At 66.1% G+C, this 15,161-nt stretch carries 17 protein-coding genes; 11 read left to right on the top strand and 6 right to left on the bottom strand.

The window, feature by feature from the left end; genetic code table 11:
- The first annotated feature begins 46 nt into the window (after positions 1-46).
- From groES to METLW4_RS0119360, 8 genes are all read left to right on the top strand, one after another.
- Positions 47-334 carry a co-chaperone GroES gene (groES, locus tag METLW4_RS0119395; protein WP_018267899.1) on the top strand — a complete coding sequence of 96 codons (288 nt, stop codon included), beginning with the start codon at positions 47-49 and terminating at the stop codon, positions 332-334.
- Positions 335-381: 47 nt separating this feature from the next.
- Positions 382-2,019, top strand: a complete 1,638-nt coding sequence (groL, locus tag METLW4_RS0119390; protein WP_018267898.1) for a chaperonin GroEL — start codon at positions 382-384, stop codon at positions 2,017-2,019.
- 187 nt (positions 2,020-2,206) lie between these two features.
- Positions 2,207-2,506, top strand: a complete 300-nt coding sequence (locus METLW4_RS0119385) for a hypothetical protein (protein ID WP_157235258.1) — start codon at positions 2,207-2,209, stop codon at positions 2,504-2,506.
- Between the two features lie 55 nt (positions 2,507-2,561).
- Positions 2,562-3,389, top strand: a complete 828-nt coding sequence (locus METLW4_RS26650) for an ADYC domain-containing protein (protein ID WP_018267896.1) — start codon at positions 2,562-2,564, stop codon at positions 3,387-3,389.
- Positions 3,390-3,531: 142 nt separating this feature from the next.
- Entirely contained in the window at positions 3,532-3,669 is a 138-nt protein-coding gene (locus METLW4_RS0119375) for an aa3-type cytochrome c oxidase subunit IV (RefSeq protein WP_018267895.1), read from the top strand.
- Positions 3,670-3,796: 127 nt separating this feature from the next.
- Positions 3,797-4,927, top strand: a complete 1,131-nt coding sequence (locus METLW4_RS0119370) for a Re/Si-specific NAD(P)(+) transhydrogenase subunit alpha (RefSeq protein ID WP_018267894.1) — start codon at positions 3,797-3,799, stop codon at positions 4,925-4,927.
- 45 nt (positions 4,928-4,972) lie between these two features.
- Positions 4,973-5,422, top strand: coding sequence for an NAD(P) transhydrogenase subunit alpha (locus tag METLW4_RS0119365; RefSeq protein WP_018267893.1), 450 nt, complete (start codon positions 4,973-4,975; stop codon positions 5,420-5,422).
- 3 nt (positions 5,423-5,425) lie between these two features.
- Positions 5,426-6,823: an NAD(P)(+) transhydrogenase (Re/Si-specific) subunit beta gene (locus METLW4_RS0119360; RefSeq protein ID WP_018267892.1), complete on the top strand. Its 1,398-nt coding sequence runs from the start codon at positions 5,426-5,428 to the stop codon at positions 6,821-6,823.
- A gap of 92 nt (positions 6,824-6,915) precedes the next feature.
- On the opposite strand, the gene METLW4_RS0119355 is transcribed toward METLW4_RS0119360, so the two are convergent.
- The 4 genes from METLW4_RS0119355 to METLW4_RS0119340 all read right to left on the bottom strand — a co-directional run bounded on the left by METLW4_RS0119355 (position 6,916) and on the right by METLW4_RS0119340 (position 10,190).
- Complete coding sequence (locus tag METLW4_RS0119355; protein WP_018267891.1) at positions 6,916-8,247, bottom strand: DUF3422 family protein; 1,332 nt, start codon at positions 8,245-8,247, stop codon at positions 6,916-6,918.
- Positions 8,248-8,395: 148 nt separating this feature from the next.
- Positions 8,396-8,998, bottom strand: coding sequence for a hypothetical protein (locus METLW4_RS27420; protein WP_018267890.1), 603 nt, complete (start codon positions 8,996-8,998; stop codon positions 8,396-8,398).
- Between the two features lie 71 nt (positions 8,999-9,069).
- Positions 9,070-9,507 carry a cyclic nucleotide-binding domain-containing protein gene (locus METLW4_RS0119345; RefSeq protein ID WP_018267889.1) on the bottom strand — a complete coding sequence of 146 codons (438 nt, stop codon included), beginning with the start codon at positions 9,505-9,507 and terminating at the stop codon, positions 9,070-9,072.
- A gap of 32 nt (positions 9,508-9,539) precedes the next feature.
- Complete coding sequence (locus METLW4_RS0119340) at positions 9,540-10,190, bottom strand: response regulator transcription factor (RefSeq protein ID WP_018267888.1); 651 nt, start codon at positions 10,188-10,190, stop codon at positions 9,540-9,542.
- Positions 10,191-10,279: 89 nt separating this feature from the next.
- Between METLW4_RS0119340 and METLW4_RS0119335 the strand changes: the two genes are divergently transcribed.
- Positions 10,280-10,828: a L,D-transpeptidase family protein gene (locus METLW4_RS0119335; protein WP_018267887.1), complete on the top strand. Its 549-nt coding sequence runs from the start codon at positions 10,280-10,282 to the stop codon at positions 10,826-10,828.
- Here the strand turns inward: METLW4_RS0119335 and METLW4_RS0119330 are convergent.
- Positions 10,825-11,499 (bottom strand): YggS family pyridoxal phosphate-dependent enzyme, encoded by a 675-nt coding sequence (locus METLW4_RS0119330; RefSeq protein ID WP_018267886.1) that lies wholly within the window; start codon positions 11,497-11,499, stop codon positions 10,825-10,827. The genes METLW4_RS0119335 and METLW4_RS0119330 overlap by 4 nt on opposite strands.
- A 13-nt stretch (positions 11,500-11,512) precedes the next feature.
- Entirely contained in the window at positions 11,513-11,854 is a 342-nt protein-coding gene (locus tag METLW4_RS25425; protein WP_018267885.1) for a hypothetical protein, read from the bottom strand.
- A gap of 112 nt (positions 11,855-11,966) precedes the next feature.
- Here METLW4_RS25425 and leuS point away from each other — a divergent pair, with 112 nt between their 5' ends.
- Together leuS and METLW4_RS0119315 are read left to right on the top strand one after the other, a co-directional pair.
- The gene (gene leuS / locus METLW4_RS0119320; RefSeq protein ID WP_018267884.1) at positions 11,967-14,582 is read left to right on the top strand and encodes a leucine--tRNA ligase; all 2,616 of its coding nucleotides are present in this window, start codon (positions 11,967-11,969) and stop codon (positions 14,580-14,582) included.
- Complete coding sequence (locus METLW4_RS0119315) at positions 14,569-15,138, top strand: LPS assembly lipoprotein LptE (RefSeq protein WP_018267883.1); 570 nt, start codon at positions 14,569-14,571, stop codon at positions 15,136-15,138. Before leuS ends, METLW4_RS0119315 begins: the two co-directional genes overlap by 14 nt.
- The last annotated feature ends 23 nt before the right edge of the window (positions 15,139-15,161 follow it).

Raw genomic sequence — 15,161 nt, 5'->3', positions numbered from 1 at the left:
TCTTTCGCCCGCGCGCTCCGGCCGGGCAGCAACGAAGGAAGACGAAATGGCGTTCCGTCCCCTCCACGACCGCGTCGTGGTCAAGCGCCTCGAAGGCGAAGACAAGACCAAAGGCGGCATCATCATTCCCGACACCGCGAAAGAGAAGCCCGCCGAGGGCAAGATCATCGCCGTCGGGCCGGGCGCCCGCGACGAGAGCGGCAAGCTCGTCGCCCTCGACGTGAAGGAAGGCGACCGCGTGCTGTTCGGCAAATGGTCCGGCACCGAGGTCAAGATCGACGGGGAAGACCTCCTCATCATGAAGGAAAGCGACATTCTGGGCGTGATCGCCTGAGCCGCTAGACCCTCGCACCTTTTTCTCTTCAACGGAGCCGAACGAAAATGGCAGCCAAGGACATTCGTTTTTCCTCCGACGCGCGCGACCGTATCCTGCGCGGCGTCGAAATCCTCGCCAATGCGGTGAAGGTCACTCTCGGCCCCAAGGGCCGCAACGTCGTCATCGAGAAGAGCTTCGGCGCTCCCCGCATCACGAAGGACGGCGTCACCGTCGCCAAGGAGATCGAGCTCGCCGACAAGTTCGAGAATCTCGGCGCGCAGCTCGTTCGTGAGGTCGCCTCCAAGCAGAACGACCTCGCCGGCGACGGCACCACGACGGCGACCGTGCTCGCCGCCGCCATCGCCAAGGAAGGCGCCAAGGCCGTCGCGGCCGGCCTCAACCCGCAGGATCTCAAGCGCGGCATCGACCTCGCGGTCGAGGCGGTCGTCGCCGATCTGAAGAAGAACTCCAAGAAGGTCACCTCCAACGACGAGATCGCCCAGGTCGGCACCATTTCGGCCAATGGCGACTCGTTCATCGGCCAGGAGATCGCCAAGGCGGTGCAGAAGGTCGGCAATGAGGGCGTGATCACGGTGGAAGAGGCCAAGAGCCTCGACTCCGAGACCGTCATCGTCGAGGGCCTGCAGTTCGACCGCGGCTATCTCTCCCCCTATTTCATCACCAACGCCGAGCGTCTCGTCGCGGAGCTCGAGGATCCCTACATCCTCATCCACGAGAAGAAGCTGTCGACGCTGCAGCCGCTGCTGCCGATCCTCGAGGCCGTTGTGCAGACCGGCAAGCCGCTGCTCATCATCGCCGAGGACGTCGAGGGCGAGGCTCTGGCCACGCTCGTCGTCAACAAGCTGCGCGGCGGCCTGAAGATCGCGGCCGTGAAGGCCCCGGGCTTCGGCGATCGTCGCAAGGCTCAGCTCGAGGACATCGCCATCCTCACCGGCGGCCAGGTGGTCTCCGAGGATCTCGGCATCAAGCTCGAGAACGTCACGCTTCCCTTGCTCGGCCGCGCCAAGCGCATCCGCATCGACAAGGAGAACACGACGATCATCGACGGCGCCGGCGAGAAGAAGGACATCGAGGCCCGCGTCCAGCAGATCAAGGCTCAGGTCGAGGAAGTCACCTCCGACTATGACCGCGAGAAGCTGCAGGAGCGTCTCGCCAAGCTCGCGGGCGGCGTCGCGGTGATCCGCGTCGGCGGCGCGACCGAGGTCGAGGTGAAGGAGAAGAAGGACCGCGTGGACGACGCGCTGAACGCCACCCGCGCCGCAGTGCAGGAAGGCATCTCGCCCGGCGGCGGCGTCGCCCTGCTGCGCGCCATCGCCGTGCTCGGCGACGTCAAGGTCGCCAACTCCGACCAGAAGACCGGCGTCGAGATCGTCCGCAAGGCGATCCAGGCTCCGGCCCGTCAGATCGTCGACAACGCCGGCGGCGACGGCGCGGTCGTGGTCGGCAAGCTGCTCGAGGCCAAGGACTACAGCTTCGGCTATGACGCCCAGTCCGGCGAGTATGGCGATCTGGTGAAGCTCGGCATCATCGACCCGACCAAGGTCGTGCGCACCGCTCTGCAGGATGCGGCTTCCGTCGCGGCGCTCATCGTCACCACCGAAGCGACGATCACCGAGCAGCCGAAGAAGGACTCCGGCCCGGCTCTGCCGCCCGGCGGCGGCATGGGCGGCATGGATTTCTGATCCTCGCCACCCTCGGAAGAAACAAAGAAGGCCCCGGAGAAATCCGGGGCCTTTTTCATTGCCCGAGCGCGACGTGCGCCGCCGCACGGCGAAGGGAATGCGAAAGAGCGACAAGGGCGATGTTCCGACGCTGATGCGGAACGTCAGGCGGCGGATCCCCGCCGTCGCTCATGAAAGGTTCGAGACAATGTTCCAACGCTCGATTTTCGCCCTCGGCCTCATTCTGGCGGCGGGCTCGGCCTCCGCCGAAACCGCGACCAACGGCGTTTCCCTGAATGGTCTGTCCACCAATGCGTTGAGCGAGAATGCGTTGACGCAGAACGCCGTGCAGCTGAACGGGCTCTCTCAGAATGCGCTGGTCGAGAACGCGCTCACGCAGAATTCGCTCACGCAGAATGCGATCACCATCAATGGCGCGACGATCGAGGGCGCTCAGTCGGCCCGCGGCGGCCTGCGCGCCTCATCGCTCGAGCTTCCGCAGAAGTGAAAATGAAGAAGGCGGCCGAGACTCGGCCGCCTTTCGCATTCGGAAGGAGCGCGACATGGCGAACCGCAATCTCTTTTCTCTCGCGCTCTGCGTCTTTGTCTCGCTAGCGGCGAGCGCACAGGTCCGAGCGGCGCAAATGGTCTCGCTCGACGTCGAGGGAACGCAGTTCAAGGCGACGCTCTCCGACGGACGCGTGCTCTATTCGCCCGATCTCGTCGGGGCGACGCTGACGATCGCCGGCGCTGGCGGCGAGACGAAAATCCGTATCGAAGCGGTCGAGCCGGACCCCGGCGACGCCGCCCGCGCGGCGGCCCCCTCCTCCGAGGTTCTGCTTCATACTTTCTCCTATCGGACGGCCGAAGGAGAATGGAAGAACCTGTGCGACCCCGGCCCGGACGGCCGCCGCCAGGGCTTTCCCCTCGCCGGCCGCGCGCGCGGCGACGGCACGATCGCGCCGGCCGAGCCCGGCGTCTTCGAGCTGACCTGCACCGGCGGCGCGCAGGGCAAATGCGTGCGCTTCGGCTATCATCCGTGGAAGACGCGCGACGGCGCGCCGACGGCCCGCGCGCTCTATGACGCCTGCGTGCGCCTCGTGCGCGCCGATTACGCGGGCGACGGCAGGGGCACGACGCGCAACGGCCAGCCGATCGACATTTACGATCTCGTCGGCGTGCAATCGCCGGGCAATGATCCCGCACATGAGTTCGAGGCCGGCTTCTCGCCCGAGGGCGCCGTCTGCGTGCGCCATGTCCGCGTCAGGGAAAACGCCAGCCTCGAGGCGCTGGCCGGCGGCCTGCGGCTGAAAGGGCGAACCGGCGCCATCTGCACGGAAGAATTCGCCCGCGCCAATGGCGCCATCCTCTTCGTCCGCTCGCCGCCCTGATTCCCGTCGCGCCCCGCCCGCGCCGTCGCCCCGCAGACCGCGACGATTGCGACATTGCAGGACGGCGCGCGCTCGTCTAGCATGATTCTGCTTCGCCCCTCGACGGACGGAGCGCAAACGCAAGAGCACGCGGGGGAGAGCAATGGCCAATCATCACGAGACTTCGTCAGACATTGCGGAGCATCTCGCCACCTATAACGGCTTTCTGACGCTGCTGAAGGTGGGAACGGCGGCCAGCGTCGTCACCCTGCTGCTGCTGTATTTCTTCCTCGCGCGCTAAAAAGACCCGGCGCGTCGATCGCCGATGCGCCGCTCCACAGGTTCCCTCCACAGTTTCTGACCGAATGCGAAACCGCGCGGCCATCCGGCCACGCGGACCCGACGCTCCGCAAAATGGAGTTTCGTCAATGCGCATTGCTGTTCAAGCCGAGACCGACAAGAACGAGACGCGCGTCGCCGCGACGCCGGAAACCGTTAAAAAGTTCAAGAATCTCGGCGCAGAAGTCGTGGTCCAATCGGGCGCTGGATCGCTGTCCGGCTTCTCCGACGCCGATTACGCCGCCGCCGGCGCGGCGATCGCGCCGAGCGCCGCAGCCGCCTCCGATAATGCCGAGGTGGTGCTGCGCGTGCGCCGACCGGCGCCGGGCGAGCTGTCCGGCATAGCGCGCGGCGCGGCGGTCGTCGCCATCGCCGATCCTTTCGGACATGAGAAAGAGCTCGCCGCCCTCGCCCAGACCGGCGCGACGCTCTTCGCCATGGAATTCATGCCGCGCATCACCCGCGCGCAGGTGATGGACGTCCTCTCCTCTCAGGCCAATATCGCCGGCTATCGCGCCGTCATCGACGCGGCGGCGGAATATAGCCGCGCCATTCCGATGATGATGACGGCGGCGGGCACCGTCCCGGCCGCGAAAATCTTCATCATGGGCGTCGGCGTCGCCGGATTGCAGGCGATCGCCACGGCGCGCCGGCTCGGCGGCATCGTCTCGGCGACCGACGTGCGGCCCGCGACCAAGGAGCAGGTGGAATCGCTCGGCGCGAAATTCATCGCGGTCGAGAATGACGAGTTCCGCCAGGCCGAGACTTCCGGCGGCTACGCCAAGGAAATGTCGCCGGAATATCAGGCCGCACAGGCGGAGCTGGTGGCGGCGCATATCGCCAAGCAGGATATTGTCGTGACGACGGCGCTGATCCCCGGCCGGCCGGCGCCCAAGCTCATTTCGGCGGCGGCGGCGCGCTCCATGCGCGCCGGCTCTGTCATCATCGATCTCGCCGCCGAGCGCGGCGGCAATTGCGAGCTGACCAAGCCGGGCGAAACGATCGTCGACAATGGCGTGAAAATCGTCGGCGCGGTCAATCTCGCCGGCCGCCTGCCGGCGACGGCCTCCAGCCTCTACGCAAAAAACCTGCTCGCCTTCGTCGAGACTCTCATCTCCAAAGAGACGAAGACTCTGGCCATCGATTGGAACGACGAATTGGTGAAGGCGACGGCCCTCACCCGCGACGGCGCCGTCATCGATTCGCGATTTGCGGCTTGATCGCGCCGGCCCCGCGAGGGCCGCGCGAAGAAAGGGCGTTGGCACATGGCATCCGACACGACTCAGCAAATGCTCGAAACGGCTCGCCGCGCAGCCGAGGCGACGCGGCAGCTCGCCGATCAGGCGCAAGCCTATTCCGACCAGCTGGCGCAAGTGGCGGCGGCGGCCTCCTCGCACGGTCTGACCGGCGGCGTCGATCCGGTCGTCTTCCGCCTCGCGATTTTCGCGCTGGCGGTTTTCGTCGGCTATTATGTCGTCTGGTCGGTGACGCCGGCGCTGCACACGCCGCTGATGTCCGTCACCAACGCCATCTCCTCCGTCATCGTGGTCGGCGCGCTGCTCTCTGTCGGCGTCGATACGGGCCCGGACGCTTCCGGCGGCTCCTCGGTCGCGCGCTGGCTCGGCTTCATCGCGCTCGCCCTCGTCAGCGTCAACATATTCGGCGGCTTCCTCGTCACCGAGAGAATGCTGTCCATGTATAAGAAGAAGGGCTGAGCCATGAGCGGCAATCTCGCAGTCCTTCTCTATCTCGCCGCCGGCATATTGTTCATTCTGGCGCTGCGCGGCCTCTCCTCGCCCGCGACGTCGCGGCAAGGCAATCTCTACGGCATGATCGGCATGGGCGTCGCCGTCGGTACGACTCTGCTGCTGCGCCTGCCGCCGCTCGGCGCGCTGATCCTGATATTGATCGGCGCCGGAGCGGGCGGCGGCGTCGGCGCCTATGTGGCGAAGCATGTCGAGATGACGAAGATGCCGCAGCTCGTGGCCTTCTTCCATTCTCTCGTCGGCCTCGCCGCTGTGCTCGTCGCCGGCAGCGCCTTTTTCGCCCCGCAGGCATTCGGCATAGGCGCGCCCGGCCATATAGAGGGCGGCAGCCTCTTCGAAATGTCGCTCGGCGCGGCGATCGGCGCGATCACCTTCACCGGCTCGGTGATCGCCTTCTTGAAGCTCGACGAGCGCATGAGCGGCAAGCCGATCCTGCTGCCCGAGCGTCACACGATCAATATTCTGCTCGGCCTCGCTCTGCTCGGCTTCATCGTTCTGTTCGCGACGACGGAGAGCGGCTTCTGGCTCTTCCTCATCATTCTCGTCTCATTCACGCTTGGCGTGACGCTCATCATTCCCATCGGCGGCGCCGATATGCCGGTCGTCGTGTCCATGCTCAACTCCTATTCGGGCTGGGCGGCGGCGGGCATAGGCTTCACGCTCGGCAATCTCGCGCTCATCATCACGGGCGCGCTGGTCGGCTCCTCGGGCGCCATCCTCTCCTACATAATGTGCAAGGGGATGAACCGCTCCTTCGTCTCCGTCATTCTCGGCGGCTTCGGCGGCGAGACGGCGACGGCCGGCGGCGCGGTGGAGAAGCGCCCGGTCAAGCAGGGCTCGGCGGAGGACGCCGCTTACATCATGCAGAACGCCGGCAAGATCATCATCGTGCCGGGCTATGGCATGGCGGTGGCGCAGGCGCAGCACGCGCTGCGCGAGATGGCGGACCTTCTGAAGAAGGAAGGCGTCGAGGTGAAATACGCCATTCATCCGGTCGCCGGCCGCATGCCCGGCCATATGAATGTTCTGCTCGCCGAGGCCAATGTTCCTTACGACGAGGTCTTCGAGCTCGAGGACATAAATTCCGAATTCGCCCAGGCCGACGTCGCTTTCGTCATCGGCGCCAATGACGTGACCAATCCTTCCGCCAAGACCGATCCGCAATCGCCGATCTATGGCATGCCGATCCTCGACGTCGAGAAGGCGAAGACGGTTCTCTTCCTGAAGCGCGGCATGGGCTCGGGCTATGCGGGCGTCGAGAATGAGCTGTTCTTCCGGCCCAACACGATGATGCTGTTCGGCGACGCCAAGAAGACCGTCGAGCAGATCGTCAAGGCGCTGGCGCATTGATCGAAAGAAACGAAAGCGCCCCTTGTCTCGCTCGCTGATGCAGGCGAGACAGGGGGCGATGGTTTCGCCAAAGCTCTGAGGCCGATCCGCCGTCAGCTCACCTTCTCTTCTTCCTGCGCCTTGGCGGAGAGGCGCTTCACGCGCTGCCAGAAAGACCAGGCGCCGAGAATGACGAAGGGCATGGCCGCCGCGGCCGCCTCCTCGCCGGTGAAGCCGAAGGGCAGAGCGCCGGCGTCCTTCAGGCCCTTGAAGAAATAGAGCGAGAGGCCGGCGACATAATAGCTGAGCGCCGCGATGGAGAGGCCGCCGACCAGCTTTTGCAGGCGCATCTGCAGCCGCGCGCGGCGATTCATATCGTCGAGCAGATCGCGGTTCTGCTGCTCCATCTCGAAGGTGATGCCGGTGCGCATCAGATCGGTGGCGCGCTCCACCTGCCGCGCGAGGCGCGCCTGCCGCGTCTCGAATGCGTTGCAGGTCTCGATCGCCGGATCGAGCCGCGCGCTGAAGAAGGCCGATATGGTCGTATATTGGCTCTCCTTCGCCTCCTGCAGGAGGTTGAGGCGGTTCTTGACGATGGCGTGATAGGCACGGCTCGCGCCGAAGCGAAAGGCCGTGCGCGTCGATAGCGCCTCACTCTGCGCCAATAGATCGCTGAGCCGCTTCAGCAGATCGCGGCTGGTGCGCATGTCCTGGGTCTGGCTCAGCGCCTGGGTGATGTCGGAGATTTCGCGCTCCATGGCGCGCAGCTCCGGCCCGGCGCTGCGCGCCTCCGGCAGGCCGAGCAGAGCCATCGTCCGATAGGTCTCGATTTCCAGCACGCGCTGGATCAGCCGCCCGGTCTCCAGCGCGCCAATGGCGCTCTCCTTCACCAAAAGTCGTGTGAAGCCGAATGGATCGACCGCGAAATCGGTCATCACATGGGCGGCGCCCTTGGCCGCGCGAATGACGCAGAGGCTCTGCGAGTTGAACAGTCCGACATAGGGCTCGTGCGAATGGCCGCTCTCGAGCGCGCAGAGATGGGTGGCGACGATCAGCCGGCCCGGCGCGCGAAAGGCGATCTCGCCGGTCCCGATGGGATCGGGATGGGTGAAGGGCTCGCCGGAGTCCTTGTCCGTCGACCAGGTGTAGGTGGTGAATTCCGTATGCTGCTCCCAGCGCAGCCGCCAATCGCCGATCGAGAGGCGCTGGAACTTGGCGTCTCCGGGGCGCGGAACCAGCATATGGGCGCGGCAGAGATCTGCGAGGGCGGCGCGGTCGGCGCGCGCTTCCTCCTCATTGGTGGCGAAGGCGAAATGATAGACGCGCTGCGGCAGCGTGATCGGCAGGAAAGGCCGGGCGTGCAGCTCGGCGAGGACGGCCGCGCGGGCCTCGTGCTCGGCGAAGCGCCCGGCGATGGGCGCGCCGCTCTCCTGGTCTGACGCCATTTCTCTCTCTTTCGTTTCGTTTCGCTTTTTCCCGGCGGGCGCGGGCCTCGCCGAATCGCTTTCGAGAATAGCGAGGGAGCCTGCCGCGGGAATGCGACAAAACGAACGAAAAGGCGAGGCGTCGCCGCCTCGCCGTCAGAGTGGCCGTTCAGCGATGATGGAAGCCGCCGCCGAAGCCGCCATGATGGAAGCCTCCGCCGCCCCATCCGCCATGACCGAAGCCGCCGTGGCCGAAGCCGCCGTGACCGAAGCCGCCGTGACCGAAGCCGCCATGGCCCCATCCGCCGCCCCAGCCGCCGACGCGATGGTAGCCGCCGCCCCATCCGCCGAAATAGCGCGGACGATAGCCCCAGCCGCCGCCATAGACGACCGGCCCGCCGCCCCAGCCATAGCCGTAATAGGGATAGCCGTAGCCATAGTCGTAAGGATAGGGATAGGCGTAATAGGGCGAATAGGCGCCGGCGGCGACGAGGCCGACCGCCGCCGAGGTGACGACCGCCGCCGCGGGATCATAGCCGCGGTAATAGCGCAGCGCATGATGCCGGCGGATCGGCCGATAATGAGTCGTGTAACGCACGTAATGTCGATGCGGGCGGCGGCTGTAATGCGCCTCCTCTATCGCGCTCTGCGGCGCGACGATGGATTTGCTCGCGACGCTGGTGACGCCGGCGAGCGCGCCTCCCGTGGACAGGGCGAGGGTGAATGTCACGCCGAGCGCGGCGAAAAGCCCGGATTTGAACGGATCACGCATTTTCTCCTCCTTACTTCGACGCAAAAGAAACATTTGCCAATGGCAGCGCGCGGGCGCCGTGCGACGACCGCTCACGCCTCGAATTTCAGCTCCTGCGCCAGCTGCGTCAGGCGCGTGGCGACGCGGGCGCGCACGCGCGTCGCCGTGTTGGGAAACTCCTCCAATATGCGCAGGAACAGCGCGCGGGTGATTTTGAGGATGGTCGCCGGCTCGCGCGCTATTGCCGTGACCGGACGCGTCGTCTCGGTGATGAGCGCAGTCTCGCCGATCAGCGCGAAGGGCCGCAGCACTTTCTCGGCGGGGCGTCCGTCGTCGTGCTTCTCCAGCGCGATCGAGCCATTGGTGAGAATATAGCCGCCGTCGGAGGCCTCGCCGCGGCGGAACAGCGCGTCGCCGGCGCGCAGCAGTTTCGTCTCGGCGCTGAAGGTCAAAAGGCGCAGCGCCTCGACCTCGAAATCCTCGAACAGGGGAATGCGCCTCAGATTGGCGATATCGTCGTCGAGAGCCATGTCCCGGCTGCTTTCCTCGGGGCGCCGCGCGGTCAACGCGCGGGGGAGAAGACCAGCCGATAGCCGTTCTTTTCGGTGAGAAGAAGGCGGGCCTCGGCGGGGTCGGTTTCGATCTTGCGGCGCAGCCGGCTGACATGAGTCTCCAGCGTGCGGGTCGTCACCGTCGGATGATAGCCCCAAACCTCGCGCAGCAACATGTCTTTCGTCACCACCGCGCCGCGCGCCGCGGCGAGGCGCGTCAATATTTCGGCCTCCTTCTCGGTGAGCGGCAGGCGCTTTTGCGCGGCGTCGGTCAGCTCGAAGGCGCCGGGACGGTAGCGGAAGGCGCCGATGGCGACGAGGAGCGGCTCGCGCTCCCCCTTCGCCCGCAGCCGCGCGAGAAGATGGGCGAAACGAAACGGCCGCGCGATATAATCGCAAGCGCCGGGGATGCTCGGCGCGCCGATGAGAAGGATCGCGCCATGGAAGCGCTCGCGGACGTCATGGGCGAAAGCCTCGCCGATCTCCGCCTCGGCCAGCACGATGTCGTAGCCGCCTTCGTCCAGCAGGCGCGTCGCCTCCTGCGCGGAGGCGGCGGGCGCGACGGCGAATTCGGGATAGCGGGCGAGCTGCTCCGTGAGCGAGGCGCGCAATCCCGCGCCGGCGAGGAGCAAAATGTTGCGCGGCGTCGGCGCTTCCGTCATTGGCGCTTCCGGGAGTGGGCTCTCGCGCCCATGATCGGCCAAGGACGAGCGCCGTTCAAGGCGCGGCGCGCGCGGGGAAGGATTAGCGCATGATCGAGGGTTTTTCCCGCCATCATGGCGGGGTGTCGACGCTGAAGGTCGCGCGGCGGATCGGCGGCCGCCCGCATGAGGGCCGGCTGATCGCCGGCGATCTCGTGCTTCCCTGCGCGCTCGGCCGCTCCGGGATCACGCGCCGCAAGCGCGAGGGCGATGGCGCGACGCCGGCCGGGAGCTTTGCACTGCTCTCCGTCTATCTGCGGCGCGGGCGGGCGGCGGCGCCGCGCCTCGTCGCGGCGCGCTTCACGCGCCCGGATGATCTCTGGTGCGACGACGCTTGGTCCTTCCTTTATAATCGCCCACTGCGGGGGAAGACGCCGCTCGGCCATGAGCGGCTCTGGCGGTCCGACCGTCTCTATGACGTCGTCGGCGTGCTCGACTACAACATCCGCCCGCGCGTGCTGGGGCGCGGCAGCGCCATTTTCTTCCATATAGCGACGGAGACGCTGAGCCCGACGGCCGGCTGCGTGGCGCTGCGGGCGCGCGATATGGCGCGGCTGCTGCCGCGTCTGGCGAAGGGCGCGCGGATCGTGGTGGGTTAGGGCTTCGAATAGTCGCGCTCGCCCATGATGGCCGAGCCGATGCGCACATGCGTGGCGCCGAGCTGAATGGCGAGCTCGTAATCCGAGCTCATGCCCATGGACAGCTCCTTCAGCCCGTTGCGGGCGGCGATCTCGGCGAGCAGAGCGAAATGCGGCGAGGCCTGCTCGCCCACCGGCGGCACGCACATCAGCCCGGCGATCTCCAGCCCATGCTTCTGCCGGCACTCGGCGATGAAAGCGTCGGCGTCCTGCGGCAGCACCCCGGCCTTCTGCGGCTCCGCGCCCGTGTTGACCTGCACGAGCAGGCGCAAGCGCTTGCCCTGGCGGCGCATCTCCTCGGCGAGGGCCTCGGCGATCTTGGGCCGGTCGACGCTCTCTATGACGTCGAAAGTCTCGACCGCCTCGCGCGTCTTATTGGATTGCAGCGGGCCGATGAGATGCAGCTCGACGCCGGAAAAGCGCTGGCGCAGCTCGCCCCATTTGGCGCGCGCCTCTTGCACTTTATTTTCGCCATAGACGCGATGGCCGGCTTCGAGCAGCGGAACCGCCGCCTCGGCCGGAAAGGTCTTGGTGACGCAGACGAGGGTGATCTCGGCCGGATCGCGGCCGCAATCGCGGGCGCGTGAGGAGATGGCGTCCTTGGCGGCGTTCAGCCGGTCGACGACGGTCATGGAAGATGCGGCCTCAGCGGACGAATTTCAAAATTGTGAAAATGGCGCCGATGAGAACCAGATTGAAGCCGAACACCCAGCGGAGAATATCCGTCTTGGTCTGAGAGACTTCCAGCTTCACGCGGCCTTCCACCTCGATGAGCTCTCGCTTCAGCCGCCCCTCGACTTCGGCGAGATCCCGCTTCAGCAATTCCATATCGTGCCGAACATCGCCGATGTCCGCCTTTGTGGCCACGCTCTCGGAGAAGGCCGTCTCCAGCGCCTCGGCGGAGGCGCGCGCCTGCTCGGGCGAGAAGCCGCCGCGGGTGAGGCGATCGATATAGGCGAGGGGGTTGAAGAGCACTTGCGCCGACATGGCCCGGATATAGCACGCGCCCCGCTTCGCGGCGAGAGGCGCCTTTGACAAGCCCCGCCCCGCCCGGCATTACAGGCGAAACTCCGCAATTCGATCAGGACCGCTCGGACCCATGAGACCAGAACGCTACGACTTCGCCGCGGCCGAGCCCAAATGGCGAAAGATTTGGGACGAGCGGCAGGTTTTCACCTCCGGCGACGCGAAGAAGCCGAAATATTACGTGCTGGAAATGTTCCCCTATCCGTCGGGGCGCATCCATGTCGGCCATGTGCGCAATTACTCTATGGGCGACGTCATCGCCCGCTACAAGCGCGCCAAGGGCTTCGACGTGCTGCATCCCATGGGCTGGGACGCTTTCGGCCTGCCGGCGGAGAACGCCGCCCAGCAGAGCGGCTCGCATCCGGCGACCTGGACCTACGCCAATATCGCCAGCATGCGGACGCAGCTCAAATCCATGGGGCTGTCGCTGGACTGGTCGCGCGAGATCGCCACTTGCGACCCCGCCTATTACAAGCATCAGCAGAAGCTGTTTCTGGATTTTCTGGCCGGCGGCCTCGTCGATCGCAAGCAGTCCAAGGTCAACTGGGACCCGGTGGACATGACCGTGCTCGCCAATGAGCAGGTGGTGGACGGGCGCGGCTGGCGCTCCGGCGCGCTGGTGGAGCAGCACGAGCTGACGCAATGGTTCCTGCGCATCGGCAAATATGCCGACGATCTGCTGACCTCGCTCGACACGCTCGATCGCTGGCCGGAGAAGGTGCGGCTGATGCAGCGCAATTGGATCGGCCGCTCGGAAGGCCTGCTGGCGCGCTTCGCCATCGCCGGCGATCCTGCGGGCGAGATCGAGGTCTTCACCACGCGGCCGGACACTTTGTTCGGCGCAAAATTCGTCGCTCTGGCGCCCGACCATCCGGTCGCGCGCGCAGCGGCTTCGAGCGACCCGGCGCTCGCTGCCTTTGCCGAAGAGTGCCGCCATATCGGCACGTCGGTGGCGGCGATCGAGACCGCCGAGAAGAAGGGCTATGACACGGGCCTGCGCGTCGTGCATCCCTTCGATCCGTCTTGGACGCTGCCCGTCTATGTCGCCAATTTCATCCTGATGGATTACGGCACGGGCGCGATCTTCGGCTGCCCGGCGCATGACCAGCGTGACCTCGATTTCGCCAATGCTTACGGCCTCGGCGCGACGCCGGTCGTCTGCCCGGAGGGCGTCGATCCTGCGACTCTCATCGTCGATGAGACCGCCTTCGACGGCGAGGGACGGCTCGTCAACTCGCGCTTCCTGGACGGGCTCACCGTCGCGGAAGCGAAGGAGGAGGTCGCCAAGCGCCTCGAGGCCGCGCAGTTGCACGGCCGTCCGCAAGGCGAGCGCAAGGTCAATTACAAGCTGCGCGATTGGGGCATTTCGCGGCAGCGCTATTGGGGCTGTCCCATCCCCATCATCCATTGCCCGGATTGCGGCGTCGTGCCCGTGCCGGACGCCGATCTTCCTGTGAAGCTGCCGGAGGATGTGACATTCGACCGGCCGGGCAATCCGCTCGACCATCATCCGACATGGAAGAATGTCGCCTGTCCGAAATGCGGAGCCGCCGCGCGGCGCGAAACCGACACGATGGACACTTTCGTCGATTCGTCCTGGTATTACGCGCGCTTCACCGATCCGCACAATGAGAAGGCGCCCGCCGCGCCGGAGCAGCTCGCGCGCTGGCTGCCGGTGGATCAGTACATAGGCGGGATCGAGCACGCGATTCTGCATCTGCTCTATTCGCGCTTCTTCTCGCGCGCCATTCGCGACACGGGCCATGGCGGCGTCGCCGAGCCTTTCGCCGGCCTCTTCACCCAGGGCATGGTGGTGCATGAGACCTATCGCGCCGCCTCCGGCAAATGGATCGCGCCCAGCGAGCTGCGTTTCGAGACCGGCGACAAGGGCCGCCGCGCCTTCCTCATCGAGGGCGGCGAGGAGGTCGTGATCGGCGCGATCGAGAAAATGTCCAAGTCGAAGCGCAACACGGTCGACCCGGACGATATTATCGCCAGCTATGGCGCCGACACGGCGCGTCTCTTCGTGCTCTCCGATTCGCCGCCCGACCGCGATGTCGTGTGGACGGAGGAAGGCGTGCAGGGCGCTTGGCGCTTCGTGCAGCGCGTCTATCGCCTGGCCGGCGAGTTGGCCAATGCCGCGGCGCCCGTCGGCGCCGCGGCGCCGGCCGAATTCGGCGCGGCGGCGCTGGATGTTCGCAAGGCGACGCATCGCACCATCGCCGCCGTCGGCGACAATATAGAGCGCCTGCGCTTCAACACGGCGATCGCCCGCATTCGCGAATACGCCAATGAGCTGACCGCCGCGCTCGACAAGGTGGAGACGGTCCCGGTCTCCGCCGATCTCGCCTTCGCCTTCCGCGAGGCGGCGGATGTCTTCGTGCAGCTGATCGCGCCGATGACCCCGCATGTGGCGGAAGAGTGCTGGAGCGATTTCGGCCATTCCGAGATCGTCTCGCTGGCGCCCTGGCCAGAGGCCGATCCTACTCTCGTCGCGCAGGACATGATAAGCTTGCCGGTGCAGGTGAACGGCAAGAAGCGCGCGGAGATTCTCGTGGCCCATGACGCCGATGAGGCGACGATCCGCGAGGAGGCGCTGACGCAGGAGGCCGTGCTGCGCGCCATGGAAGGCAAGCCGTTGAAGAAGTTCATTCTCGTTCCCAAGAGGATCGTCAATGTGGTCGTTTGAACGGCGCGCCAGGACCGCGAGCCTTCAGGCTCGCGGCGCGAAGAGCGAGCCTGAAGGCTCGCGGTCCAAGCCACTGGTCGCCGCCATCGCCGCTCTGGCGCTCTCGGCCTGCACGGTGCAGCCGCTCTATGGCCCCATCGGAACCGACTCGCCGCTGGCGGCGGAGCTGCAGGCGGTCGCGGTCGATCCCATTCCCGACCGCATCGGCCATTACGTCCGCAATGAGCTGATCTTCGCCCTGAACGGCACAGGCTCGGACGTTCCGCCGCGCTATCGGCTCAAGGTCGAGCTGAAAGAGCGCGTGCAGACGCCGATTCTCGATACCGTCACCGGCCGCGCGACATCGGCGACGGTGATCGTCGACGCCGAATATAAGCTCATCAATATCGCCGACGAGCAGATCATCACCAAAGGCGTCGCTTTCGGCGTCGCCAGCTATGACCGTTTCAGCAATCGTCTCGCCAATGTGCGCGCCGCGCGCGACGGCGAGATTCGCGACGCCAAGGTCATCTCCGACATGATTCGCACGCGGGTGTCGACGGCTTTGGCGAAGTGAGAGGAATAGCGAATAGGGAGTAG

Origin of the sequence: Methylosinus sp. LW4, assembly GCF_000379125.1 — a bacterium.
Taxonomy (GTDB): domain Bacteria; phylum Pseudomonadota; class Alphaproteobacteria; order Rhizobiales; family Beijerinckiaceae; genus Methylosinus.
The sequence above is the reverse complement of the archived record's forward strand: the minus strand, read 5'-3'. Positions and strand labels throughout refer to the sequence as shown.

What these genes read in the sequence shown, in the direction of transcription:
- groES (WP_018267899.1), top strand. Translation starts at nt 47, where the DNA reads ATGGCGTTCCGTCCCCTCCACGACCGCGTCGTGGTCAAGCGCCTCGAA.
- groL (WP_018267898.1), top strand. Translation starts at nt 382, where the DNA reads ATGGCAGCCAAGGACATTCGTTTTTCCTCCGACGCGCGCGACCGTATC.
- METLW4_RS0119385 (WP_157235258.1), top strand. Translation starts at nt 2,207, where the DNA reads ATGTTCCAACGCTCGATTTTCGCCCTCGGCCTCATTCTGGCGGCGGGC.
- METLW4_RS26650 (WP_018267896.1), top strand. Translation starts at nt 2,562, where the DNA reads ATGGCGAACCGCAATCTCTTTTCTCTCGCGCTCTGCGTCTTTGTCTCG.
- METLW4_RS0119375 (WP_018267895.1), top strand. Translation starts at nt 3,532, where the DNA reads ATGGCCAATCATCACGAGACTTCGTCAGACATTGCGGAGCATCTCGCC.
- METLW4_RS0119370 (WP_018267894.1), top strand. Translation starts at nt 3,797, where the DNA reads ATGCGCATTGCTGTTCAAGCCGAGACCGACAAGAACGAGACGCGCGTC.
- METLW4_RS0119365 (WP_018267893.1), top strand. Translation starts at nt 4,973, where the DNA reads ATGGCATCCGACACGACTCAGCAAATGCTCGAAACGGCTCGCCGCGCA.
- METLW4_RS0119360 (WP_018267892.1), top strand. Translation starts at nt 5,426, where the DNA reads ATGAGCGGCAATCTCGCAGTCCTTCTCTATCTCGCCGCCGGCATATTG.
- METLW4_RS0119355 (WP_018267891.1), bottom strand. Translation starts at nt 8,247, where the DNA reads ATGGCGTCAGACCAGGAGAGCGGCGCGCCCATCGCCGGGCGCTTCGCC.
- METLW4_RS27420 (WP_018267890.1), bottom strand. Translation starts at nt 8,998, where the DNA reads ATGCGTGATCCGTTCAAATCCGGGCTTTTCGCCGCGCTCGGCGTGACA.
- METLW4_RS0119345 (WP_018267889.1), bottom strand. Translation starts at nt 9,507, where the DNA reads ATGGCTCTCGACGACGATATCGCCAATCTGAGGCGCATTCCCCTGTTC.
- METLW4_RS0119340 (WP_018267888.1), bottom strand. Translation starts at nt 10,190, where the DNA reads ATGACGGAAGCGCCGACGCCGCGCAACATTTTGCTCCTCGCCGGCGCG.
- METLW4_RS0119335 (WP_018267887.1), top strand. Translation starts at nt 10,280, where the DNA reads ATGATCGAGGGTTTTTCCCGCCATCATGGCGGGGTGTCGACGCTGAAG.
- METLW4_RS0119330 (WP_018267886.1), bottom strand. Translation starts at nt 11,499, where the DNA reads ATGACCGTCGTCGACCGGCTGAACGCCGCCAAGGACGCCATCTCCTCA.
- METLW4_RS25425 (WP_018267885.1), bottom strand. Translation starts at nt 11,854, where the DNA reads ATGTCGGCGCAAGTGCTCTTCAACCCCCTCGCCTATATCGATCGCCTC.
- leuS (WP_018267884.1), top strand. Translation starts at nt 11,967, where the DNA reads ATGAGACCAGAACGCTACGACTTCGCCGCGGCCGAGCCCAAATGGCGA.
- METLW4_RS0119315 (WP_018267883.1), top strand. Translation starts at nt 14,569, where the DNA reads ATGTGGTCGTTTGAACGGCGCGCCAGGACCGCGAGCCTTCAGGCTCGC.